Genomic DNA, 24013 nt, shown 5'->3' on the forward strand with positions numbered 1-24013 from the left:
GAGGCGATGACCCCATGAATCCTCAGGAACACGCCCACCTGCCGACGCGCCGCAACCTGCTGCTCGGCGCCGGCGCCCTCTTCGCCTGGCCCTATGTGCCGAAGGTCTGGGCCGCGTCCGGCCGCGACCCGCGCTTCCTCGTGGTGGTGCTGCGCGGTGGGCTCGACGGCCTGTCGGCGGTGATGCCGGTGGGCGATCCGCAATTCGCTTCGATCCGCTCCGGCTTCAAGCTGTCGCCGACGCACACGCCCTTCCGGCTCGATCCGCTGTTCTCGCTCAATCCGGCCATGCCGAACCTGGCCGATCTCTATGCCAAGCGCGAGGCCACGCTGTTCCATGCCGTCGCTACCCCCTACCGCGCCCGCTCGCATTTCGACGCGCAGGAGGTCCTCGAGAACGGGATGACGCGCTCCAGTTCCGGCGTCGATACCGGTTGGCTCAATCGCGCACTGTCCCTCATTCCCAAGGCCAAGGGCATCGAGCTGCGGCCGGCCAAGGCTCTCTCCGTCAGCGCGACGACACCGCTGATCCTGCGTGGTCCGGCCCAGGTCGAGACATGGCAGCCGCAGACTCTGCCCTACGCCTCGGCCGATACGCTGATGCGGCTTCAAGCGCTCTACGACGACAAGGACCAGGCCCTGGCAAATGCCCTGCGCGAGGGTGTGCAGGTCGACGATTTTATCGCCTCGGATCCGAGCATGGCGGCGATGGGCAAGCAGCCGTTGAAGGGCCCCAACAGCTTCGCCTCGGCCGCCCGCGCTGCGGCCTCGCTCATGGCGCCCGTCACCGGCCCCCGCATTGCCGTGATGAACTTCGACGGTTGGGACACACACTCGTCCCAAGGCCCCTATGAGGGGCGTCTCGCCAGGAACCTGGCCTCCCTCGATGCCGGCATAGCGGCGATCAAGGAGGGACTCGGCGCCTCCTGGGCACAGACCTCCGTTCTGATCGTCACGGAATTCGGCCGCACCGTGCATGTGAACGGCTCCTCCGGCACCGATCACGGAACGGCGACGGTGGCCTTCCTCGTCGGAGGCGCGGTGGCAGGGGGACGGGTGATCGCCGATTGGCCGAGCCTGAAGGAAAGCGCCCTGTTCGAAGGTCGCGACCTCGCGCCGACCACGGATCTGCGCGCCGTGATGAAGGGCCTGCTGATCGATCAGTTCGGGTTCGAGGAGAAGATCCTGTCGGAAAAGATCTTCCCCGGCAGCGAGACGGCCCCCGGTATGAGGGATCTGCTTCGGGCCTGACCTGCGCGAGGCGCAGAGGCTACGCCATCGACCCTCGTCAAAAGATGGAGGGGGTCCGTCTGCGCGAAGGGATGCCGACGCCGCCCGGTTCGTCGGTGTTTGGGGGCTCCTCTACGGCGCTCTCCACGGCCGGGGGCAGCTGCGCGACCTGTTTGGCGCGAGACGGCGCCACCTTCCCGACGCGCTCGATCCTGACGCCGACATAGTCACCCCGCCTCCAGGCGAGCTTCACCATGCAGACGAAGTCACGGCCGATGATGCGGAGCAGAAAGGAAGGCGGCAAAGCTTGGTAGGACGGGATGCCGAGCTTGGCACCGGATTTGGAGACGTCCTTCACGGTGCAGGGGATTTCGCTACCGTCCGGAAGGCGGATATTCGCGATCCAGTTGGTTGAGTTCCGGTCCTCGCGCCGCGGCACCGGATCCTGCGACTCGCCCGTCTCTTTGTCCGACCGCACTTAAGACGCTCCGGCTTTTCGCCATTACTCGCATCGGCATAAGCCGAGAACGTTTACGGACATCTACTGGCAATCGGAATTTCTCGCGGTGCTTGGCGGCCGATACGCGAGGTCGCGCAATCCAAAGCATAGGGCATCGCGGACATTTTCGTCGCCGGATCGGCCCAGATGCGCGCGGACTTCGCCGGTCAGTAGATGCACCTGATCACCCCCACAAAGGCTGGATTGGACCATCACAGGCGCTGCTGGAGAAGCGCCCGCCGGACGCAGGCGGTCATAATCCAACCGCACGGGCATGTTTTCGAGTTCTCGAATTCACACTTTTCTTCTAAGAGGAAGAGAGTGTCCGACCGCCGTTCGCAAACGGTATCGCAGACTTTCCTACGAACTAAGCTTGACAATCGAACGTGACGGCGGGGGCGGCAGTGGCTAAGGGGCGGGAATCGGCCGAGATCATTTCGGCGTTGGCAAGTTGCCGGACAGCGTTCATCGGCGTCGCGGTGATGAGCGGTTTGGTCAACATTTTATATCTGACCGGATCGTTCTTCATGCTCGAAGTCTACGACCGCGTCATTCCGAGCCGCAGCGTGCCGACACTGGTCGGCCTGGTGATCCTCGCCCTCGTCCTCTATGGATTTCAGGGCATTCTGGAGACGATCCGCTCGCGTATCCTTGCACGCGTCGGCGCGTCTCTGGACGAAGCCCTCAGCGCGCGGGTGTTCGACATCGTCGTACGGGCTCCCCTGAAGGGTGCCACCCCGGGCGACGGGCTGCTGCCCCTGCGCGATCTCGACCAGTTGCGTGCCTTCCTCGGCGGCACGGGCCCCTCGGCCTTCTTCGATCTGCCGTGGATGCCGATCTACGTCTTCATCTGCTTCCTCTTCCACCCCCTCATCGGCGTCGCAGCGCTCGTGGGCGCCGCGGTCCTGGCCGTCCTCGCCCTGACCACGGATCGCTCGACGCGTGGGCCCTCGCAGACCGCCACCGCCCACGGCATGCGCCGCAACGGATTGGCGGAAGCCGGCCGCCGCAATGCCGAGGTGCTCGCCGCCATGGGAATGCAGGGACGTTTCGCCGATCGCTGGGGTGGTGCCAACCGCGACTACATGCAGTCGCAGATGAACGTCTCGGACGTCGCCAGCGGTTTCGGTGCGGGCTCGAAAGTGTTCCGCATGGCGCTGCAATCGGGTGTGCTCGCCCTCGGCGCATGGCTCGTCATCAACAATCTGGCTTCGGCCGGCGTCATCATCGCCTCGTCGATCCTCGTCGCCCGTGCCCTGGCTCCCGCGGAACTCGCCATTGCCAATTGGAAGGGATTCGTTCAGGCACGCCAGAGCTGGGCGCGGCTCTCGGAGCTGTTCGCGCGCCTGCCCGCCGCCGAACAGCCCCACGCGCTGCCCGCTCCGTCGCAGAGTCTCGTCGCCGAGAACGTCACCCTCGCTCCGCCCGGAACCCAGCGCATCGTCGTCCAGGATGTCAGCCTTTCGCTGCAGCGCGGACAGGGGCTCGGAATCATCGGCCCGAGCGCGTCGGGTAAGTCCAGCCTCGTCCGCGCCATCGTCGGCGTCTGGCCTCCCGTTCGCGGCAAAGTCAGGATCGACGGCGCGGCCATCGACCAATGGTCCAGCGCCGATCTCGGACCGCATATCGGCTTCCTGCCGCAGGAAGTGGAGCTGTTCGCGGGCACCATCGCCGAGAACATCGCGCGGTTCGATCCCAACGGCCAATCGGGCGCCGTCATCGCGGCGGCCAAATCGGCGGGAATCCACGAGATGATCCTGCGCCTCACGGAAGGCTACGACACCCGGATCGGGGAGGGCGGCGCCGGCCTGTCGGCGGGTCAGCGCCAGCGTGTCGGCCTGGCGAGGGCGCTTTATGGCGACCCCTTCCTCGTGGTGCTGGATGAACCCAACTCGAATCTCGACGGGGAGGGCGAGAACGCCCTGACCCAGGCCATCGTCGGTGTGCGGCAGCGCGGCGGCATCTGCATCGTCGTGGCGCACCGCCCCAGCGCCCTGGCGGCCGTCGACATGATCCTGATGATGGCCGACGGGCGGGCCCAGGCCTTCGGCCCCAAGGACGAGGTGCTCAAGCGCGTCCTCCGGTCGACCCCGGCTCCCGCCGCCGAGCCCGTCGCCGCACAACGAACCGGCGCGAACGTCGCCACCCTGCAGGAGAGCGCGTGATGGCCATCGCACTGTCGCCCGTCGGACTTCCCGCCGCCCAGGTCCGCCCCACGGCCAACGGGTCCATCCGCCGCCACCTTGCCGTCGCCATCGGTGTCGGCGCCGTCCTCGTCGTCGGCATCGGCGGCTGGGCCACCTTCACGATGATTTCGGGAGCGGTGATCGCTCCGGGCCAACTCATGGTCGAATCGGATGTGAAAAAGGTCCAGCATCCCACCGGCGGCGTCGTCGGTGAGTTGCGGGTGAAGGAGGGCGCACGGGTCAAGGCCGGCGACATCCTGATCCGCCTCGACGAGACCCAGACCCGCGCCAACCTCGACATCATCCTGAAGGCGCTCGACGAATTCGCGGCCCGCCGCGCCCGCGACGAGGCGGAGCGTGACGGCGCATCCGAGATCACCTTCCCGGCGGATCTCCTGGCCCGCAAGGCCAAGGATCCGTCCGTCGCGCATCTGGTGGACAGCGAAACCCGCCTGTTCCACGCCCGCGTCGCCGGCCGCGAGGGCCAGAAGGCGCAGTTGCGCGAGCGCGTCTCCCAGCTCGGCGAAGAGATCAAGGGCCTCACCGAACAGGCCGCCGCCAAGGAGCGAGAAACGGCGCTGATCGGGACCGAGCTGAAAGGGGTGCGCGAGCTCTACGGCAAGAACCTCGTGCCGCTCTCGCGCGTCACGGCGCTCGAACGCGACGGCGCCCGGCTGCAGGGCGAGCGCGGGCAGCTCATCGCCTCCACCGCATCGGCCAAGGGAAAGATCACCGAGATCGAACTGCAGATCTTCCAGATCGATCAGGACATGCGCACCGAGACCGGAAAGGAACTCGCGGAGATTCGCGGCCGCTGGTCGGAATATGTCGAGAAGCGCATCGCCGCGGAGGATCAGCTCAAGCGCATCGACATGCGCTCGCCTCAAAACGGCACGGTCCACCAGCTGACCGTGCACACGATCGGCGGTCTCGTGGTTCCCAGCGAGCCGGCGATGCTGATCGTGCCCGACGCCGACAAGCTCATCGTCGAAGTAAAGATTCAGCCGCAGGACATCGACAACGTGCGTGTGGATCAGCGGGCGGTCCTGCGTTTCCCGGCCTTCAACCAGCGGGTGACGCCCGAGATCGACGGGATCGTGAGCCGGGTTTCGGCCGACGTCTCGCAGGACCCGAAGAGCGGCATGACCTACTACACCGCGCGCATCCGCATGACGGAGGATCAGGTGGAGCGCCTCGGCAAGGTCCAGCTCGTGCCCGGCATGCCTGTGGAAGCGTTCATGCAACTCGGGGACCGCTCGGTCATCTCCTACCTGACGAAGCCTCTGACGGACCAGATCGCAAAGGCTTGGCGCGAGCGTTGACGGCTCCGAGAGGCGAAGCATGGAGACCCCGACCATGCGTCGGGGCAAGAGTTTGAAGAATCCGCATCATGGGCAGGTCGGTTGCATCTTGCCTTCAGGCGCTCAAGCCTGATATGGCAACCGCCTTTCCGCGATGCGTGAACTGCCATCGCCGAGGACGCCTTACCGAGGTGCCTCGTTCCCGAGACCCTATGGACAGGCGGCGGGCTCAAACCCGGCCGACGTGAGACCGATGAAGATTCGCAACTCCCTTAAGTCCCTCCGTGGCCGTCACCGCGACAACCAGCTCGTGCGCCGTAAGGGCCGCGTCTACGTCATCAACAAGACGCAGAAGCGCTTCAAGGCCCGCCAGGGCTGAGGCTGCGGGCTGCCCGGCAATTCGGGGCAGCCGCGTCAAGCCTGCCTGTTGACGGCGGCGTGAAGGGCGAGGAAGCTCGCTCTCATGACGCTGTCCCGGCACCTCGGCATTCTTTTCAACGCTGCGCTCCTGAGCGCCGCGTTTTTTTCGTTCGGGGTATCGTCCGCCGACGCTCTGCCTCAAGCGAGTCAGGGCCGGGAGACCGGACAGGTCAAGGAAACCGAGAAGGATGCACCCAGGAAGGTGCAGGCGCCGAGCCTCGAAGATCTCTATGCGAGGCTGAAGGCGTCCGAGGACGATGCCGAGGCCAAGGGTATCTCCCGTCTGATCGAGCAGCGTCTCGGGCGCTCCGGCAGCGCCACGGCGGATCTCCTCACCGAACGTGCCCGCCAGGCGATGTCGGGCCGCGATTATGCCCTCGCCGTCGAGTTGATGGACCGCGCCACCACCCTGGAGCCGCAATGGGCGGAGGGCTGGAACCGCCGGGCCACGGTGTTCTGGCTGCTCACCGACCAGACCAATGCCGTGGCCGATCTGCAGCGGACGCTGGTGCTGGAGCCACGACATTACGAGGCCTGGGCGGCACTGGGCCGGATCTACCTATCGATGGATGACAAGCGCCGTGCCCTCGACGCTTTCAGGCGCGCCTCTGCCATCTATCCGCGCATGGAGAAGCTCCAGAGCGCCATCGACCGGCTTGTCCCCGAGATCGACGGACGGGACCTGTAACCGGACATGGTTCTTCTGCACTGGCTCGGCCTGATCGCGGGCGCGATGCTCGGATTGATCGTCAGCGTGCTCGCGGCCGGCGCTCTCGTGACCTTGATCGTCACCCTGCGGGTCGGCACCAAGTTCCCGCCGCTCGGCCCCTCCGTGGAAGTGGCGGGCGGACGGCTCGCGACGATCCAGGCCGGTCCGAATCCGTCCTCCAGGGGAACCATCGTGCTCCTGCACGGGGCTTCGGCCAATGCGGCCGATCCGATGGAAGGTGTCGGCCGCAGGCTCGCAGAGAGCGGTTTTCGCGTCATCGCCTTCGACAGGCCGGGATACGGCTGGAGCGACCGCCTCGGCGACCGCGATATGGCGAGTCCGGCGGCACAGGGACACGCCATCGCGCAGGCTATCGAAGGTATCGGGACCGGCCGCGTGATCCTGATGGGGCATTCCTGGGCCGGTGCGCTGGCCTCCGCCATTGCCCTCGACCATCCGGAGGTCGTGTCCGGCCTCGTGCTGGTGGCGCCGGTGGTGATGCCGTTTCCCGCCATGGCGCCTCTGCCATGGTATTACCGCGTCGCGTTGAAGCCCCCGGTCGCTTGGCTGCTCAGCCGCACCGTCGCGACACCGCTCGGCCTCTATTATCTCGAACGCGCAGGGCGTGCGGCCTTCCGGCCGCAGGAACTTCCCGGAGATTATCTCGACCGTAGCCGCTCAGCCCTGGTGCTGCGCCCCGCGACGATGTTGGCGAATCTCGAAGACCTGATCGGACTACCTGCTGCCTTGGCGGCCCAGGCTCCGCGATACGGTACGATCGCCGTGCCGACGGTGATCGTCTCCGGCGATGCGGATGCCGCCGTGCCGGCGACGCGCCATGCGGAACCCTTGGCCAGGACTATCCCCGGCGCGCGCCTCGTTCTGCTGCCAGGCATCGGCCACATGGTGCCCTATATGGCGACGGATGCGCTCGTGGATGCCATTGAGCGCCTCGCCGCCGAGATCGGCGCGACGGAAACTGAACCCGTCGCGCCCTGACAGTCGATCAGGCTCTCGCGGCGTGATCGCGGGTGACGAAGGCGATCCGCACCAGGTTGGTAGCGCCCGGCGTCCCGAACGGCACGCCCGCCACGACGATGACCCGGTCGCCGATCTCGGCGAAGCGTTCGCGAACGGCGAATTTCGCCGCGCGGAAGGCCATGTCGTCCACGTCGCTCGCATCGTTGGTGACGATCGGGTGCGTGCCCCAGCACATGGCCAGCCGCCGAGCGGTCTCGCGCTTCGGCGTGAGGGCGATGATCGTGGCGTTGGGCCGCGAGCGGGCGAGACGCAGGGCCGTCGATCCCGAATGCGTCCAGGCCATGATGGCGGTGAGGCCGAGAGCACCGACCATCTGATGCGCCGCCGCCGCGATGGCGTCCGACGCGGTGGCATCGGGCTCGGAGCGCTGCGCCGTCAGGATCGTCCAGTAGAGCGCGTCGCGCTCCACCTGCTCGGCGATACGGCTCATCATCGAGATCGCCTCGATCGGGAAGGCACCGGAGGCGCTCTCCGCCGACAGCATCACCGCATCCGCGCCCTCGTAGACTGCCGTCGCCACGTCCGAGACCTCGGCGCGGGTGGGGACCGGCGCGGTGATCATCGATTCCAGCATCTGGGTCGCGACCACGACGGGCTTGCCCAGACGCCGCGCACCACGCGTGATCCGCTTCTGCACGCCGGGCACCTGCTCGAGCGGCATCTCCACGCCGAGATCACCACGCGCCACCATGATGCCGTCGGAGATCTCGATGATCTCGTCGAGACGGGTCAGCGCTTGCGGCTTCTCGATCTTGGCCATGACCAGCGCGCGGCCGGCGGCGACCTTCTTCACCTCGGCCACGTCTTCGGGGCGCTGGACGAAGGAGACCGCGATCCAGTCCGCGCCGGCATTGAGGCCGGCCTCGAGATCGCCGCGATCCTTTTCGGTCATCGCCGCAACCGGGATCACCGTGTCGGGCAGGGACACGCCCTTGCGGTTGGAAATCCTGCCGCCGATGACGACCTCGGTCACCGCGCGTCCCTCGGAGACTTCGGTCACGACGAGGCGCAGCTTTCCGTCATCGATGATGACGACGTGGCCGGGCTCGAGCGCGGACAGAATCTCGGGGTGAGGAAGGTAGACGCGATGGATGTCGCCCGGCGTCGGATCCGAATCGAGCACGAAGGAGGCCCCGTTCTCGAGGATCGCGCTGCCCTCGGCGAAGGCAGCGACCCGCAGCTTCGGACCCTGGAGATCCACCAGGACGGCGATGGGCCGGCGCAACTCGCGCTCGATGGTACGGATCACCTCGATCTTCTCGGGCAATTTTTCGCGCGGAAGGTGGCTCATGTTGAGCCGGAACACATCCGCACCGGCGCGGAACAGTTTCTCGATCATCTCCGGCGTATCGGAAGCCGGACCGAGGGTGGCGATGATCTTCGTGCGGCGCGAGCGTTTCACTCCGGTCTCCCGTTTTCTTATGATTCCGCCTGTCGTGACCGACCGGACGAATGGAGGGCGAGCGGTCACAAGCACCGGGGCGGGTCAGGCGTCAAGGTGAGGGGCGCCGGCTGGAAATGATTGCCCCCGCCGATCGCCCGGATGGGGCCCCTCGACACAGGCCTTCGCGGGGACGATAAGCTCACGCCATTAGGGTCGACGGGCTGCCTGGGGAGACGGAGCGTGACGGAGAAGGAAAAGGCCGACAAGGGCAAGCTGGTCTCTCGGAAGTTGGCAACGCTGATCAGGGAAGGCGACAGGAAAGGATTTGAGAAGCTCGCAGCGGATCTTCTCGCCGAATCGGCCGAGGAATGGAGGCCGATGCTCAATTCCAACCGCGCGCTTCTCGACTTCGAGGACATGGCGGCGCAGGCCGGCCTCGAGGAGCAGTATCGTCCGAAGATCTGGTGGATGCGCAGCCCTTATCCGGGCAATTTTGGCGATATCCTCACCCCTTACGTATTGTGGCACGCTTTCGGCGTGATGCCACGCTGGGTTTCCAGTAAGGAGGCCGATGGCCTCTGCATCGGCAGTATCGCGAAATTCGCCAGACCTGGTATGCGCCTGTGGGGGACGGGCATGCCACGCGCTACCGATCCGCTCTGTCCCACGGCGATCTATGCAGCGGTTCGCGGCCCGCTCTCCCGCGGTGCCGTACTGGCGGCAGGCGCAGAATGTCCCGAGATCTATGGCGACGCCGCAGTGCTTCTGCCCGAAATCTACGCTCCCGACGTTGCCAAGACCCACAAGATCGGCATCATTTCCCACGTCCTGCAGGATGCGGAGATTCGGACTGCGATCCGCAAGCTTGGACTTGATCACATCAAAGTGATATCCCTCCACTCGGTGTCCTTCGACGATATCGAACGTGTCATCAGAGATATTTTGAGCTGCGAAGAGATTGTCACGACCTCATTGCATGGTCTCATCGTGTCTCATGCTTATGGTGTTCCTGCCCAATACATGAACCTTAATGGAGACACCAACTCCTTCAAGGTGGAAGATTACAAGCTATCGGTGGGACTTACGGATCCGGCCCTCCAAGCGCAGCGCGAGTTCACCGATGTGGATTGGCTGGACGCGCGCCGCTGCGTCCTGCCCCCGTCGCGCATCGATACGGTGGCGCTCCGCTCAGCCTTTCCCTTCCCGGTGCGGAACTTGAGCGAGACACGCGCTCCGATGAAGTGAGCTGCACGCATCGAACCTTACGTTGTTATCTCTGCGTCATTTGCAGTTCGAGGCAGGCCAACCGGTTCGTTAGGCATTCCTCCATTCATGCGCCGCCTAGCAGGCTTAATTCCAAGTCGAGCGTGCTGGCGGACCATCCTTTCAGGTCCGCCGAGGTTGAGTTCGTTGAAAGTGCCTCATAGTGAGCCGGAACCCGTCCGCACCGGCGCGGAACAGTTTCTCGATCATCTCCGGAGTGTCGGAAGCCGGACCGAGGGTGGCAATGATTTTCGTGCGGCCTGAGCGTTTCACTCCGGTTCTCGGAGTTTTTTGAGTATCCCCATCGGGTTCGAACGGCCGATTGGGGTCGAGGGGCCACAACCACCGAGGCGGGCCGCGCGTCAAGGTTTCGCCCTCATATGGGTGTGCGAAGCGGTCTGCTTGATCCGCTGCCGCGTCGGTCCGGGATCGCGTTTGCTCAGGGAGTGACCGCGGTTGAGAAATACGGCGGCTCGCCGTGCATGGCACGAGACCGAGACGACTGATCGAAAAGAAGCAAAATTCAGCGCGAGCGTCGAGCGCTTCGCTTTGACAGCGCTGCACGCATTAAGGTGGTCCCGCGGTGCAAGACCGGAGTTGTACCCAGTCTGGTTTCCCGTAGAAGCAAGAGAAATCGATGGACGAGCAATCTACTCCTCTGCGTTCGGAATCGGCCGAGAAGCGGCGTCAGGAGCGTATCGCCGCTCGTAAGGCGGCACGCCGCAAGGCTCGTATCGGGGCCCGTCCCGACAAGGCCTCGGATTCAACCAGCGACAACTGAGTGATCGAACGGACGGGGAATACTGCTCCCCCGTATTGTACGCCGGCTCCCGCTCATTGAGACTGGTCATCGCGGGTTAGCAGCCTTGGGCCGAAACGACGGAGTTGGACGATAGTGAGCGCTGGGAAGACCGAAGCATCGCCCAGTCATGCGAATGCCGTGCTCCATGCCTGTCGCAAGCACGCGGTGGCAAACGAATGGGCCGCCGTAATTGATAAGACGGAGGATCGCGCCCTCCAGATCTTGCAGCCTCAACTAGTCATGCAACGGCTTTATGCGGCGCTGATGTTGAATGACGAGGTGCTAGTGACTCAGGTGACCGAGCGCGTCCTCGAACCGGACATCTCCGTGGGTGTGAAGCTCGCGGCGGTTAAGGAACTCGCCTTGCGCAAGCACCCCGAGAAAGGCGCCCGTATCCTGATCACCGATTCCGAGGCCCAGGCCTCGCCGCGCTTCGGCAAAGCCGCAAGACACGTCTTCAAGCATTTGCAGGATCCTATCCTCAAGAATGAACTCAAAGACTGCGTGAGCAACTTCCGCGGTGGCGGCGACCTGATCAAAAGTGATAAGACGAGCTTTTCTTTCCGGAAGCAGCCCAAAAACGAAGTCTGGGGTACGGTTGCGCTGACGGCATCGCCGAAGACGTCCTCTCATCACGCCGAGATGCTCACCAGCGATGCTGCGAAATTCCGTGAGTCGGCGGAAGCGGGGAGACAACCGAAAGTCATCGAGTATCGGAATGTCTTCACGGAACCATCGGGCCAGATCTGGACGGAAAAGGGTGAACTCATCGTCCCCCGTGGGATACCCATGGCGACCTTGGACCGAGCCTCCGTCGAGACGGTCTCGATCGGCTTTGCTGGAAACCGCGGAAGCCGTGGGATTTACCATTGGATCGCGGATTATCTACCCCGTCTCGCCTGGATCCCCGATAGCGATATTCTCGAAGATGAAGGCTTCAAAATCCTGTTGAATGGGAAGAACCCCGGATTCGAGCAGGTGACGCTGGATATCCTCGGCTTCGGCGCAGCGGCGAAGAAGCTGACGGAACCGGTTTTCGTCGAACGGCTGCTTCTTGCACCCGTCACCTTCAAGGGGATGGTGGGCTGGAAACACCTCGATCCGGTCTACGAGACGCTGGGGGAGGAGGCCAGCCGATTAGCGGCCGAGCACGGCGTCGAGCTTCCGGAACGCCTCTACATCACGCGGCGCGATGCCGACCGTCGCGTGCTGACCAACGAAGCCGAGATCGAAGCCCTTGCCCGCGAACGTGGCTTTGAGATCCAGGAATTTTCAAGCATTCCGCTCTGGCACCAAATTGCCCTCGCCCGGCATGCCTCGGTGATTATGGCGCCCCACGGTGCGGGCTTGTCCCATATCGTATTCTCGCGACCAGGAACGATGATACTCGAGTTGCTGCCCATCAAGGACGGCTCATATGCACTTCGTTTCAACTACGCGCGCCTGTCGATCACCAAGGGGCACGATTACCGCGCTTGGTTGGAAGAACAGCAGATTCTCGTCAATGAATGGACGATCGACCTCGATTCCTTCGTACCTTTCCTCGATTCGGCACTGCACAAGGCCGAATGACGCGTCACGATAGGTGAAGCCTGTCATTTCGCTGCAATTCGGCCCTGGCCCGTCGAAGGGGCCTTCCCGACAAGCAAGGATATTATCCGATCAAGGCGCCGCCGGCTGGCTCGGATCCGTGAGCTGAATCGTCCAGCTCTTCTGCTCGCCGGTATCGACCTCATAGAAGCCGTTGCGATCGAACCCGCGGGCGAGGCAATCCTCGACGCCGTGGATCGTGAACTCGGCGTCCTTGGTGCACATCAACGAGCGACCGTTCCATTCTCCGCCGCGGGTATAGTCCACGGCGAACACGTAATAGAATCTCGAGGCGAGCGCCCCACGCAGCAGGGTCTCGCAGCCCTTGGGGGCCACGTCCCACCAGCCTTCCGTCACCCACCCCTGGCCGTCGCGATATCCAAGTGCGATGCCGACCTTGCTCCCGGTTTGGTTGCACATACGGAGGTCCGCCTGGGCCGGCAAGGGCCGAGCGACGAGGCAGGCAAGAACGAGGCCGGCAAAGACCGCCCCCCGCCCGCCAATGGGGGAGGGGCGGCGACAGTGCACGTCGTCAACCGACGAGAATGATACGGCAATCATTGACATTGGTGCGTGTGGGACCCGGTTGGACGAGGTCGCCGATCGTGGCGAAGAACTTCGTCGAATCATTGTCCGCCAGCATGGCAGCCGGGTCGAGGCCGGCGGCGCGGGCGCGCTCCAGCGTGGTCGGGTCGACGAGTCCGCCGGCTGGATCGGTGGCCGCGCCACGTCCGCCATCGGTCCCGTCGGTGTCGGCGGCGATGCCGAGGATGCCGGATTCGCCATCGAGGCCGATCGCGAGGGCGAGGGCGTATTCCTGGTTCGGGCCGCCATGACCCTCGCCGACGATGGTCACGGTGAGTTCGCCGCCGGAGATGATCGCCACCTTGCGGCCGGCCGCCTTCATCTCCTTGGCGAGGGCGGCGTGTTCCGCCGCGACCTCACGGGCTTCCCCCTCCACATCGGGGCCGAGCATCACGACCTCGTAGCCGGCGCGCTTCGCGGCCTCCGCCGCCGCATCCAGGGCGTCGATGGGACGGGCGATGATGCGGTACTCGGCGCGGGCGAAGGAAGGGTCGCCCGCCTTCGGCGTCTCGTTGGCCGGGTCGTTGAGGAGCGCCTTGGCGGTCTCCGGCAAGGGAATGTTGCGGCGCTCGCAGATCTCGCGCGCGTCGGCGAGCGTCGAGGGGTCGGGCACGGTCGGGCCCGAGGCGATCACCGCCGGATCGTCATGCGGCACGTCGGAAATCGCCAGCGTCAGGATCGAGCGCGCATTGCGGGCCATCATGGCCAGCCGGCCGCCCTTGATCCGGGACAGGTGCTTGCGCACCGCGTTGATCTCGTTGATCGGCGCGCCGGAGCGCAGCAACGCCTTGGTGATCGCCTGTTTCTCGCCGAGGGTGAGATCGCCGGCGGGCGCGATCCAATTCGCCGATCCGCCGCCCGAAAGCAGCACCAGCACATCGTCCTCCGGACCGGCATCGGCGGCGATTTTCAGGGCGTCGATAGTGGCGTCGATGCCGGCCTGGTCCGGTACCGGATGTCCGGCCTCGACCATGCGGATCATCGGGGCTTCTTCGCCGTAGCCGTGGCGCGCTACCGCCAGACCGACGATGCGGCTCTCGTCGACGCCGTGCTGCTCCCGGTAGAACCGGCTCGCGACCGCGGCCATGCTTCCGCCGGCCTTGCCGGCACCGAGGATGATCAGCCGACCCGTGCCGGGGGCGGGCAGATGCGGCACCAGGCAGCGGGAGGGATGCGCGGCGGCGATCGCCTCGTCGAGGAAGCCGAGAAGCAGGCCGCGAGCGGCGTCGTGGGACGAAGAGGAGGGAGCGGGCGAAGCGTGTGAAGGCGCGGTCATGGCGTGTCCGTGTCTCATCAAGGTCCGATCGCGCGGGCCGGATTGCTTGTCCGCCGGATTATTGCCGTGGCGGCGCGATCGCCTATACGTGCTGTGCCCGAGCCCTGCCGCCTCGGCAAGCGTGCGATGACCCGACCGGCGGCGTGTTTCATGCCTGAAGAGGGGGATTTCCTCCCGATCGGCCCCGAAGGACCGTGCCCGCCTCATGTTTCCGCCGCATCCCGTCGAGACGATTCCCGGCGATCCCACCTCGGGTCTCCTCCTTATCTGCGAGCATGCCTCGAATCACGTTCCGGAGGATCTGGCGCAGCTCGGGGTGCCCGAGCGGGAATTCGCGCGCCACATCGCCTACGATATCGGCGCGGCCGAGGTCACCCGGCGGCTTGCGGCCCATCTCGGCGTTCCGGCCATCCTCACGCGGTTCTCACGTCTGGTCATCGATCCCAACCGGGGGCGCGAGGACCCGACGCTGGTCATGCGTCTGTCGGACGGCGCCGTGGTGCCGGGCAATGCCAGGATCGACGAAGCCGGAAAGGAGGAGCGCATCCGGCGCTTCTATGTGCCCTTCGACGAAGCAGTGGATACGGCCGTCGCGCAGGCCACGGAGGTAGGCGTGCCGCCTTCCATCGTCACGATGCACAGTTTCACGGCCTCATGGCGCGGCACCATGCGGCCCTGGCATGTCGGCATCCTGTGGGACAGGGACGACCGTATGAGCGCGCCCCTCATCGCCGGGCTCCGCGCCGACCCGGCCGGGCTGACGGTGGGCGACAACGAGCCTTATGGCGGCGGCCTGCCGGGCGACACGATCGATCGCCACGCCATCGCACGCGGCCTTCCCAACGCCCTTGTGGAGATCCGACAGGATCTCATCGCCCTGGAGCCGGGCCAGATCGAATGGGCGGCGCGTTTCGCCAAGCTCCTCCGACCGCTGATGCCGAAAGCCGGCTGACCGTCATTCAGTGATAAACAGAGAGCACATACGAAAGCGGCGGGGCTCAGGCCCCGCCGCTTTCGTCATTCCGTCGGCCTCTGTTTAGCGGGGGCCGCCCGAGGTGCGGCCGTACTGCCAGACCGGGAAGCTGTTCTGCTCGGCATTGCCTTCCTGGGCGGAATCGACGCTGCGGCGGCTGACGACCGACCCGGTGGTCAAGTCGTCATCGGCGACGACCTGACGGCCTGCACTGCCGGGAGCCGCATAGGCCGAGATACCGGCGGGCGCATTATAGCTCTGAGCAAGAGCAGGCGAAGCAACGACGCCGAGGCTCAAAGCAACAGCGGCGACGGCGGAAGCGAGACGAGTGTTCATGACTAGATCCTATTGAATGTCGCGGTCTCCGTCAGAGGGCGGTGGGCCGTGAGTTTTTGTGTAGCCCCGATGTAGGACGAACCCCGCCGCAACGTCGTGCGGTTTGGCACCTTCATGCGCGAGACGCCGTGCGAGCGGTAATTTGAGGCCTTGCGATGCGTCAGGCGCAAGGGAGCGAAGAGAAATGTCCGGCGCCTCCCGCATTCTCGCGGGAGGTCATGCGCGCGCAGGAACGCCGGGAAAGCCATGCGTCCGAAAGCCATGCGCCCGAAAACGGGACCGCGCGTCAGCGATGGTATATCCTCGCGCGAAAGCGGTGACCGCCCGCGAGCCGAAGGACGAGGAAACTGCCATGACCGAGATCGACACCGCCACGCAGACCGAATTGGAAGCCGCGGTGTTCCGCCGCCTCGTGGCGCATCTGCAGACGCGCAGCGACGTCCAGAATATCGACCTCATGAACATGGCCGGCTTCTGCCGCAACTGCCTGTCGAACTGGATGAAGGACGCCGCCGACGAGCGCGGCCTGGGCCTCAGCAAGGACGAGACCCGCGAGCGCGTCTACGGAATGCCCTACGAGGAATGGAAGCGGCTGAACCAGGCCGAGGCCACGCCCGAGCAACAGTCGGCCTTCTCGAAGGCGCAAGCCGAGCCGCACTAAGCTTCCGGTAAGCGTGATCGCTTAACCAGCCTCTTCCGGCGCATCCCTCCCGATGCGCCTCAGATCAGGATTTGAGACGCTCATGGCCGCTTCCGCCGCACCCGCCGTCGATGCCTCCTCGGTTGCCGCCGACCAGCTCAAGAGCTTCATCGAGCGCATCGAGCGCCTGGAGGAGGAAAAGGCCGGCCTCGCCGGCGACATCAAGGACGTCTACGCCGAGGCCAAGGGCACCGGCTTCGACGTGAAGGCCCTGCGCAAGATCATCTCCCTGCGCAAGAAGGACCATGCCGAGCGGCAGGAGGAAGAAGCCATCCTGGAGCTCTACATGCAGGCCCTCGGCATGGTGTAGCCCGACATCGCGCGGCGCTCCATCGAGGCCGAAGGCGGCCGTCTTCCCCTGACCGACTGGGCGGAAGACGGGTCGAGCTGATGCTGACCGTGCTCACGCCACGTCGCACTGAGCCCGGCGGGCTCGCCTCCGCGCGGCGGCACGGACAGGCATGCGACACGGCAGACCTCCTTCCTCACGACAAGAAATGAGGACCGGGCGGGAGGTGCTCGGTGCCTCCCGCCGCCTCAGCGCCGGGTCCGTTCGCCGCGCAGGGTGGCCCCGGCCTCGACGGCCCCACCCTTGGAGACGGCGATGCGCTGCGACAGGTAGATGCCGCGATGGCCCGAACAGGCATAGGCGGTGAAGCAAGCGACCGCGATGGCGACGCCGTGTGTCGCCCCGAACAGTTCGATCCCCATCAGCGTACAGGCGAGGGGCGTGTTAGCCGCTCCCGCGAAAACCGCCACGAAACCGAGAGCCGCCATCAGGTCGAGGGGGGCCCCCATCAGGCCACCCAGCGCGTTGCCGAGGGCTGCGCCGATGAAGAAAAGCGGCGTGACTTCCCCACCCTTGAAGCCCGAGGCCAGAGTGACGACGGTGAAGAGGATCTTCCAGGCCCAGGACCAGGGGTGGACCTCCGGCCCGAAGAAGCTCGCGATGCTCAGGCCTCCCGGATCCGGCGCCGCGACGCCGAGGCCGAGATAGTCACGGGTGCCCAGCGCGTAGACGAGGCCGATCACGGCCATTCCACCCAGGACGGGGCGCAGGGGTCCGTAGGGAATCAAGCGCTTCAGCCAGCCGCCGAGGAGGTGGTTGGCTTCCGCGAAGACGAGCGCCACGAGCCCGAAGGCGATGCCGGCGACCGCCGTTTTGGCCAGCAGGCTTGGATCGAGGGCGATCGGGCCGGTCACGTCCGCCAGATAGGCGATCCGAAAGAGCGAATGATGGATGCCCCAGGCCTGGCAGGCCCAATCGCCGATGACAGACGCCAGTAGGCAGGGGATGAGCGCGCCATATTCCACCCGGCCGATCGCCAGCACTTCGAGAGCGAAGACGGCCCCGGCGATAGGGGTGCCGAACACCGCCCCGAACCCTGCGGCCACGCCTGCCATCAGCACGATGCGGGTGGCCGCCGGATCGAGCTTCGCCAGCCGCCCGATGCCGCTGGCGAGGCTGCCGCCGAGTTGCACCGCCGTACCTTCCCGCCCGGCCGAGCCGCCGAAGAGATGGGTGACCACGGTGCCGAGAAAGATCAGCGGTGCCATGCGCAGCGGAACGCCGCCCCCGGGCTCATGAATCTGATCGACGATGAGGTTGTTGCCGCCCTCCACGCTGCGCCCGACACGGTGGTAGAGCAGGCCGATGGCGAACCCCCCGACAGGCAGCAGGAACAGCAGCCACGGATGCGAGAACCGGGCTTTCGTCGCGACGTCGAGACTCCAGAGAAACGCTGCGCAAAGCGTGCCGACGACGGCCGCCAGCGGCACGAGGATCACCGCCCAGCGCGCGAACGCCACGACCCAAGCCGCGCATCGCCTCGTGGCGCGCTTGAGCCCGGCAATCCGATCTTTGAGGAAGGCGAGCATGGCTCCACCGTCTTGCTGAATGGCAAAAGGGTAGGAATCATCAGCCCTTGTGGCGGTTCGGCTTACGCCCGGCAGAATCCATTGCCAGGGCCTTCGTGTCCCGTGACCGGCAGCGCGTCAAGCCGGGGCGGCTCCCCGTACCCAACGATGCGCAGCCCATCACCGCCGCCCCGGTTTCGGCATCGACGCTGGTGGGCGACCCTCGCCTTCGCGACGTTCAGCGACCGGCAGCCACAGCGCGGGTGGACGATCCGGTGAAGCGCGCGGCGGTGAGGTCGTCGCCGGGGCTACGTCCCGAGAAACGGCTGCGCACGCCGCTTTCCGCCTGAGCGACGAAGCCGGCCGGCGCGGCATCGGTGCGAGCACGCGACGGGGCGACATGAACGGGCGAGGCGCGGCTAGCCGGCGCGGTCGAAGCGGCGGCCACCTCGAACAGGGCGCGCAATTGCGTCTTCGCGTCGGCATCGGCCGGTACGGGCCGGGCCAGGCGGGCGGGTGCGGCAGGAACGATCGGGGTCGCGGCCATCCCGGTGGGGCCGAGGCTCGCCACCTGGATGGAAGGCCGCGGCGGCGGCAGAGGCATGGTGAGCGCAGCGGTGACGGCGGCGAGTTCCGAGGGCCGGCGTGGCGGCAGCGGCACGTCGATCAGGCTCGATTCTGCATCGGCGGCAGCGGTCGGTTTGGCGACCTCCTGGGTGAGGAGGCTCTGCGCGTCGCGTTCGTCACGGCGCAGGAGAGCACCTTTGAGGGCATCGGAGGCGGCCGGGGCGGCGTAAGCCAGGGCCTCGCGGGTGCCGGACTGGTCGTCCGGATCGGCACTGGCTACGAGAACGGTGGGCTTTGCCCGAGCCCGGGCCGGAGCTTCGGGCGGCGGCGCAGGGGTCTTGGAGCCGCCGCCGAAGAGGCTGGCGAAGAAGCCCTTGATGCTCGGGCCGTCATCCTCCTCCACCGTCGCGACCTGGGTCACGCCGAGCACGGTGCCGCCACGGGCGAGCACTTCGGCACGGGCAAGCTCGTAGCCCGGCAGGGGCCGGTTGTCGGCGGGCAGGTGCACGGTCTTGCCGTCGGGGAACAGGCGCGCCAGCTGGTCATGGCTCATGCGCGGCCAGGAACGGACCGACCCGACATCGAGATGGACGAAGGGAGAGCCGGCATGGGGATACCAGCCGACACCGCCGCGCTGCATCCGCATACCCACCGCGCGAAGCTGGTCGATGGAAACATCCGGCAGGTAGAAATCCATCGCCTTGCCGAGCATGTGCTGGCTGAACTCGGCCACGGCGCGCGACCGGCGGCGCAGCATGGCGTTGGTGCCCGGTGACCGATAGGCCGAGACCACGGTGATCGGCTCCTGCGAGCCCACCGACCGGTAGGCCTCCCACACCGTGTCGAACAGGCGCGGGTCCATCTTGGTGGGCTCGTCCATGCGCCAGTCGCGCAGCATCCAGTTGAGCTGCTCCAGCGCCGCCCGGTCGTAGCGTCCGTCACGTTTAAACGTGATCGTGGCGCTCTCTTTCGTATGGGTATGGTAGATCGAGAGGGTGCGGGTATCGCCATTGGCGACCGCATCCTGCGTCCCCCGCGTGCCCGCGCCGAGCGCCAGGGCGATGCCCGACGCCACGATGATCGAGCGGCGTAGGCGAGGACGGGAACAGGCGTTGCGGAGATAGACGAGCAGGCGCGAGGCAGGCTGGGTGGATCGATCGGCCGGCTGGGCCTCTTCTCGTAGCGAACTGCCCACGATCGTCCTCACCTCTGCCAGACCGCGCGTTGTCGCGCGGATCATGGTGAACGCAAGGTTGCCGAAAACCGTAAATGGACGGTTATCGGGTCCTCAGCCATTCGCCGGTCTACAAAACGGCTAGGTTTGAACCGTGGCGAAATCGTGCCGCCGCGCCGGCACGATCACGACGCCGCAAGAGCGGCATCACACATTCTGGCTCGCGTGACATTCACGCAACAAGAGGAGGCGCGCTACCACCAGCCGCGGGAGACCGGGGCCGGGGCAGGGGCTGGGGGGGCTCCCCATGGATCGACGCCTGCGGCTTCGGCGGACCGGGAGGCGCGGACGGGAGCGGCTCCGGCTGACACGGCAGGGCGCGACACCGTACGGCGAGCCTCTGTCGACGGAGCACTCGCACCCGGTGCCGATGGCGCCGGTCGCGCCGCGACCTTGGCCGGAGGCTTTGCGGGTGCCTTGGTCGGAGCTTTGGCGACGAGCAGGCTTCCCGGCGCGAGGCCGAGCGCGATCTTCATACGCGCGTCGTGGCCGTAGAGATCGGAATAGGTGCGCAAAGCCCCGTGATCGTCCGCCGCGAGGGTGAAATACGCGAGATGGACCGGCAGCTTCTCCGGCAGGCGGATGGTGCGCTCGCCCTTGCCGATGAGCTTCTTCAAGCGCTCGCTCGACCAGGCTTCGGGAAGCACCGAATCGGCGAAACGGAAGGGATCGTCCACGCGCACGCAGCCATGGCTCATCGCCCGCTGAGAGGCGGAGAACAGCGAGCGGTTGGGGGTGTCGTGCAGGTAGACGGCATGGTTGTTGGGAAACAGGAACTTGATGAAGCCGAGCGCATTCCGCTCGCCCGGCGGCTGGCGCACCGAGATGTTGCCGTTGCGATAGACGACCTCGTAGCCGCGACGAGCCGCGTAATTCGGGTCGCGGGCCAGGGCGGGCAGGAACTCGTTCTTCAGGATCGAGGGCGGCACGTTCCAGGACGGGTTGACGACGGCGTATTCCATCATCCCCGAAAAGACCGGCGTCGGCGTCTCGGTCTTACCGACGATGACGCGGGTCTCGTCGCGCACCGACCCATTGCGGATCACGCGCAGGCGAAATTCGGGAATGTTGACCAGTACGTAGTCGCGTCCGAGGTCGCTCGGCAGCCAGCGCCAGCGCTCCATGTTGACGAGAACCGTCGATTCCTCGTCGCTCGCGCGTGCAGACGGCTCGGACCGGCCGAGGGCGGCGACGGTCTGTGGCGTGAGCGTACCGGAGGCCGGCAGGCCACGGCCCCGCTGAAACTTCGCCACCGCAGCGGACACGGCCCCGTCGAACGCATCCGGCTCGCCCGACGCGGTGTCGAGGGTACCGGCGGTGCGGGTCGGCAGACCGAAATGCCTGCGCAGGGCAGGGACACGGGGATCGTGCATCCCAACCTTCAGGACCGGTCCGGCGGGAATCGACACGGGCGACGTCGCCATGGGCGCGCCGTGAAGATTGCGCAGGCTGGCGAGCCGGGCTTTCAGGGCGAGGTAGCCGGCCTGCGCCGGGTTGTAGCCCTGCAGCGCGGCACCGGCCTGCGGGCCGGCGCTGGCGACGCGCGCCAGAACCGCATCCGCTCCAGGAATGTCGAGGGTGGGCGTGATCAGGCGCGAGACGGCGGCCAGGTTGACGCGCGCACCGCGCGCATCCTTGGCGTAGAGCACGATGGCGGCCGAGAGTTTCAGCTCGATCTCGGCGGTCTGGGCCTCGGTCAGTCCCTGCGTGCCGATGACCGGTACCGGATAGGCCTGAACGTTGAGACCATCCTCGGCCGCGAGGGCGAGCCGCGACGCGGCGGCCTTGGCGGCAGCCGTGAAGGCTCCATCGACCACCCAGACCGGCTTGAAGGCGCCGAGCCCGTAGAAGGCCTGCATCGCCTCCCGGTCCTTCGTGCTCAAGCGGGCGAGAAGCGGGGCCGGATCGGCGAGACGAGCGGCCAGGGCCGCCCCCATAGGATCGGTCGGCACCGGAGCGGCGGCCACCGCGGCGGCGGGCTCGGAGCCCGTTTCAGCCTTCGAGGGTGAATCCTCGGCGCTTCTGGCGTCCGACGCGCCTTCCCGGGGGGCATCGGATGGGACCTGCGCGGAATCTCCCGCCACGGCGGGCTCTGCCGGGTTGGGGGAGGGGGATACGGGCGAGGAGATCGCCCCGGTCGCCGCCGTATCGCCCAGTCCCTGATCGGATGAGACCGAGGGCGTGGCGGCGCTCTGCACCACGGACGGAGTTTGGTCGAGCCGAGGCTCGGCCCTTGCCGCGTAGCCGACACAACCGGCCATGAGGGCGGCCAGTGCGACGGAGGCGGAGCGCGAAGCGCCCATGATGAAACTCCCGGGACCGGCCGTATCGGCCGTGTTTGCGGTCAAACAATCGCTGCTTGCGCAACCGCTTGCAACGGCGCGCGGGCAACAGTGGAGGCTTGCCGGGATCTCCCGGCCCGAAACGCAGTGCCTTGACGCACATCCCGGCCAGACGGGCCGCGACGGAAACGCTGCCCCAATCTCAGGCGGCGGCTTCGTCGCTCTTCTCGTCGTCGTCGAGACCGAGATCCTTCAGCTTGCGATAGAGCGTCGACCGGCCGATGCCGAGGCGCCTCGACACTTCCGACATGCGGCCCCGGTAATATTGCAGAGCGTAGCGGATGATCTCCGCCTCCAGCTCGTCCATCGGCTTCATCTCGCCGGTCTCCTCGGTCACGAGGGTCATCGCATGGGGGTCGCGGACTTCGACGCGGACGATTTCGCGCACCGGCTCGGGCATGCCGGCCTGAACCATGGGCTGGACCGGGGCGGCCGGAATGCGCACGTCGAACCCTTCCACCTGCGCGGCGATCTGAGGGAACTCGGACACGGTGAGCTCGTCGCTATCGGCGAGCACCACGGCGCGGAACAGGGCGTTCTCGAGCTGGCGGACATTGCCGGGCCACCCGTAGCGGCAGAGCAGCGACATGGCCTCCGGCGTGATCGCACGGACGCGCTTTCCTTCCTCGGCCGCGAAGCGCGCACAGAACGAGCGCACCAGGTCCGGGATGTCCTCGCGGCGCGCCCGGAGCGGAGGCAGGGTCATCGGGAAGACGTTGAGGCGGTAATACAGGTCCTCGCGGAAGCGACCCTGCTTGACGAGGTCGAGGAGCGAACGGTTCGTGGCCGAGATCAGCCGGATGTCGATCCGAACGCTGCGCTTGGCGCCCACCGGATCGACTTCGCCCTCCTGCAGCGCGCGCAGGAGCTTCACCTGGGCATCGAGCGGCAACTCGCCGATCTCGTCGAGGAACAGCGTTCCGCCCGAGGCTTCGACGAACTTGCCCATATGACGCTCGGTCGCGCCCGTGAACGCGCCCTTCTCATGCCCGAACAGGGTCGATTCCACGAGATTGTCGGGAATTGCCCCGCAATTGACTGTGACGAAAGCCTTGCCGCGCCGATCGCCCGAACCCTGGATCGCACGCGCCAGCACTTCCTTGCCGACGCCGGACTCGCCCTCGATGAGGACCGGGATGTTGGACTTGGCCGAACGCTCGGCCAGCCGGATCACACGCTCCATGTCGGGACTGCGCGAGGACAGGTCCTTGAAGGTGAGCGAGCCGGAGGCGCGGCGCCGCATGCGACGCACCTCTTCTTCCAGCTGATCGACCTTGAGCGCATTCTTGATCGACACCTGAAGCCGCTCGGCACCGGCCGGCTTCACCACGAAATCGGTGGCGCCGGCCCGCATGGCGTTGACGACGGCGTCGATGGAGCCGTTGGACGTCTGGACGATGACGGGCGTGTCGAGGCCCGATTGGCGCATCTGGGCCATGACGGCGAGACCGTCGAGCCCGCCTGGCATCACCAGATCGAGGAGCACGACGTCGATAGGCTCGCCGGACCGCAACACGGACAGCCCGTCCTCACCGCTCTCGGCGACCTTCACTTCGAAACCGAGGCGACGCACCATCGCTTCGGCGAGCCGGCGCTGGACGGGATCGTCGTCGACGATGAGGACCGTTGTCGACATGCGGAAAGCCTCGACCGTGTGCTGTGAAAGGTGATCGCCCCCAGGATATCGCCCTGCGAACCAGCCACCGGTGTTTCGTTTCG

22 protein-coding genes and 1 riboswitch are annotated in these 24013 nt (G+C 66.3%); of the genes, 12 read left to right on the forward strand and 10 right to left on the reverse strand.

Translation table 11 applies throughout. The features are described 5' to 3' along the window. Nucleotides 1-14 precede the first annotated feature (14 nt). Nucleotides 15-1250 (forward strand): DUF1501 domain-containing protein, encoded by a 1236-nt coding sequence (locus ACYQR9_RS13070; RefSeq protein WP_461226584.1) that lies wholly within the window; start codon nt 15-17, stop codon nt 1248-1250. 37 nt (nt 1251-1287) lie between these two features. Here the strand turns inward: ACYQR9_RS13070 and ACYQR9_RS13075 are convergent, their stop codons facing one another. Both ACYQR9_RS13075 and ACYQR9_RS13080 read right to left on the reverse strand, forming a co-directional pair. Beyond that, nucleotides 1288-1707: a PilZ domain-containing protein gene (locus ACYQR9_RS13075; protein ID WP_207412126.1), complete on the reverse strand. Its 420-nt coding sequence runs from the start codon at nt 1705-1707 to the stop codon at nt 1288-1290. Nucleotides 1708-2095: 388 nt separating this feature from the next. Continuing rightward, entirely contained in the window at nt 2096-2257 is a 162-nt protein-coding gene (locus ACYQR9_RS13080) for a hypothetical protein (protein WP_461229892.1), read from the reverse strand. Here ACYQR9_RS13080 and ACYQR9_RS13085 point away from each other — a divergent pair. The 5 genes from ACYQR9_RS13085 (at nt 2211) to ACYQR9_RS13105 (ending at nt 7343) form a co-directional block, all read left to right on the forward strand. Beyond that, nucleotides 2211-3893 (forward strand): type I secretion system permease/ATPase, encoded by a 1683-nt coding sequence (locus ACYQR9_RS13085; protein ID WP_461229801.1) that lies wholly within the window; start codon nt 2211-2213, stop codon nt 3891-3893. The genes ACYQR9_RS13080 and ACYQR9_RS13085 overlap by 47 nt on opposite strands. Next, nucleotides 3893-5236, forward strand: a complete 1344-nt coding sequence (locus ACYQR9_RS13090; protein WP_461224437.1) for an HlyD family type I secretion periplasmic adaptor subunit — start codon at nt 3893-3895, stop codon at nt 5234-5236. Before ACYQR9_RS13085 ends, ACYQR9_RS13090 begins: the two co-directional genes overlap by 1 nt. A gap of 232 nt (nt 5237-5468) precedes the next feature. Next, a complete protein-coding gene (gene ykgO, locus ACYQR9_RS13095) occupies nt 5469-5594 on the forward strand; it encodes a type B 50S ribosomal protein L36 (protein ID WP_003601867.1) in 126 nt (41 codons plus the stop codon). 84 nt (nt 5595-5678) lie between these two features. Continuing rightward, entirely contained in the window at nt 5679-6323 is a 645-nt protein-coding gene (locus ACYQR9_RS13100; RefSeq protein WP_461226586.1) for a tetratricopeptide repeat protein, read from the forward strand. A gap of 6 nt (nt 6324-6329) precedes the next feature. Next, on the forward strand, nt 6330-7343 hold the full coding sequence (locus ACYQR9_RS13105; protein WP_461226588.1) for an alpha/beta fold hydrolase: 1014 nt from the start codon (nt 6330-6332) through the stop codon (nt 7341-7343). A 7-nt stretch (nt 7344-7350) separates the two neighbouring features. Here the strand turns inward: ACYQR9_RS13105 and pyk are convergent, their stop codons facing one another. Then, nucleotides 7351-8787 carry a pyruvate kinase gene (pyk, locus tag ACYQR9_RS13110; RefSeq protein ID WP_056429184.1) on the reverse strand — a complete coding sequence of 479 codons (1437 nt, stop codon included), beginning with the start codon at nt 8785-8787 and terminating at the stop codon, nt 7351-7353. 222 nt (nt 8788-9009) lie between these two features. Between pyk and ACYQR9_RS13115 the strand changes: the two genes are divergently transcribed. From ACYQR9_RS13115 to ACYQR9_RS13125, 3 genes are all read left to right on the forward strand, one after another. Then, nucleotides 9010-10014 carry a polysaccharide pyruvyl transferase family protein gene (locus tag ACYQR9_RS13115; protein ID WP_461226590.1) on the forward strand — a complete coding sequence of 335 codons (1005 nt, stop codon included), beginning with the start codon at nt 9010-9012 and terminating at the stop codon, nt 10012-10014. 655 nt (nt 10015-10669) lie between these two features. Then, nucleotides 10670-10813 carry a hypothetical protein gene (locus tag ACYQR9_RS13120; protein ID WP_207412121.1) on the forward strand — a complete coding sequence of 48 codons (144 nt, stop codon included), beginning with the start codon at nt 10670-10672 and terminating at the stop codon, nt 10811-10813. A 114-nt stretch (nt 10814-10927) separates the two neighbouring features. Continuing rightward, complete coding sequence (locus ACYQR9_RS13125; protein WP_207412120.1) at nt 10928-12406, forward strand: glycosyltransferase 61 family protein; 1479 nt, start codon at nt 10928-10930, stop codon at nt 12404-12406. Between the two features lie 90 nt (nt 12407-12496). On the opposite strand, the gene ACYQR9_RS13130 is transcribed toward ACYQR9_RS13125, so the two are convergent. Both ACYQR9_RS13130 and ACYQR9_RS13135 read right to left on the reverse strand, forming a co-directional pair. After that, nucleotides 12497-12868 carry a DUF1036 domain-containing protein gene (locus ACYQR9_RS13130; protein WP_207412145.1) on the reverse strand — a complete coding sequence of 124 codons (372 nt, stop codon included), beginning with the start codon at nt 12866-12868 and terminating at the stop codon, nt 12497-12499. An 88-nt stretch (nt 12869-12956) separates the two neighbouring features. After that, nucleotides 12957-14285, reverse strand: a complete 1329-nt coding sequence (locus ACYQR9_RS13135) for a glycerate kinase type-2 family protein (protein ID WP_461226593.1) — start codon at nt 14283-14285, stop codon at nt 12957-12959. A gap of 205 nt (nt 14286-14490) precedes the next feature. On the opposite strand from ACYQR9_RS13135, the gene ACYQR9_RS13140 reads away from it, so the two are divergent. Beyond that, on the forward strand, nt 14491-15237 hold the full coding sequence (locus tag ACYQR9_RS13140; RefSeq protein ID WP_461226595.1) for an N-formylglutamate amidohydrolase: 747 nt from the start codon (nt 14491-14493) through the stop codon (nt 15235-15237). Between the two features lie 84 nt (nt 15238-15321). Here the strand turns inward: ACYQR9_RS13140 and ACYQR9_RS13145 are convergent, their stop codons facing one another. Beyond that, nucleotides 15322-15594: a hypothetical protein gene (locus ACYQR9_RS13145; protein ID WP_056429196.1), complete on the reverse strand. Its 273-nt coding sequence runs from the start codon at nt 15592-15594 to the stop codon at nt 15322-15324. Nucleotides 15595-15946: 352 nt separating this feature from the next. Between ACYQR9_RS13145 and ACYQR9_RS13150 the strand changes: the two genes are divergently transcribed. After that, nucleotides 15947-16255 carry a DUF1244 domain-containing protein gene (locus ACYQR9_RS13150; RefSeq protein ID WP_056429233.1) on the forward strand — a complete coding sequence of 103 codons (309 nt, stop codon included), beginning with the start codon at nt 15947-15949 and terminating at the stop codon, nt 16253-16255. An 82-nt stretch (nt 16256-16337) separates the two neighbouring features. Continuing rightward, nucleotides 16338-16604 (forward strand): DUF2312 domain-containing protein, encoded by a 267-nt coding sequence (locus ACYQR9_RS13155; protein WP_018044356.1) that lies wholly within the window; start codon nt 16338-16340, stop codon nt 16602-16604. A 227-nt stretch (nt 16605-16831) separates the two neighbouring features. On the opposite strand, the gene ACYQR9_RS13160 is transcribed toward ACYQR9_RS13155, so the two are convergent. The 4 genes from ACYQR9_RS13160 to ACYQR9_RS13175 all read right to left on the reverse strand — a co-directional run bounded on the left by ACYQR9_RS13160 (nt 16832) and on the right by ACYQR9_RS13175 (nt 23930). Beyond that, nucleotides 16832-18172 (reverse strand): voltage-gated chloride channel family protein, encoded by a 1341-nt coding sequence (locus ACYQR9_RS13160; RefSeq protein ID WP_461226597.1) that lies wholly within the window; start codon nt 18170-18172, stop codon nt 16832-16834. Nucleotides 18173-18196: 24 nt separating this feature from the next. Then, a riboswitch (Fluoride riboswitch) is annotated at nt 18197-18267 on the reverse strand. 122 nt (nt 18268-18389) lie between these two features. Then, nucleotides 18390-19925: a DUF882 domain-containing protein gene (locus ACYQR9_RS13165; protein ID WP_461229802.1), complete on the reverse strand. Its 1536-nt coding sequence runs from the start codon at nt 19923-19925 to the stop codon at nt 18390-18392. Nucleotides 19926-20146: 221 nt separating this feature from the next. Continuing rightward, nucleotides 20147-22255: a L,D-transpeptidase family protein gene (locus ACYQR9_RS13170; protein ID WP_461226599.1), complete on the reverse strand. Its 2109-nt coding sequence runs from the start codon at nt 22253-22255 to the stop codon at nt 20147-20149. Nucleotides 22256-22436: 181 nt separating this feature from the next. Further along, nucleotides 22437-23930, reverse strand: coding sequence for a sigma-54-dependent transcriptional regulator (locus tag ACYQR9_RS13175; RefSeq protein WP_056429202.1), 1494 nt, complete (start codon nt 23928-23930; stop codon nt 22437-22439). Nucleotides 23931-24013: the final 83 nt, after the last annotated feature.

The sequence above is a fragment of the Methylobacterium sp. CM6241 genome (assembly GCF_054817845.1).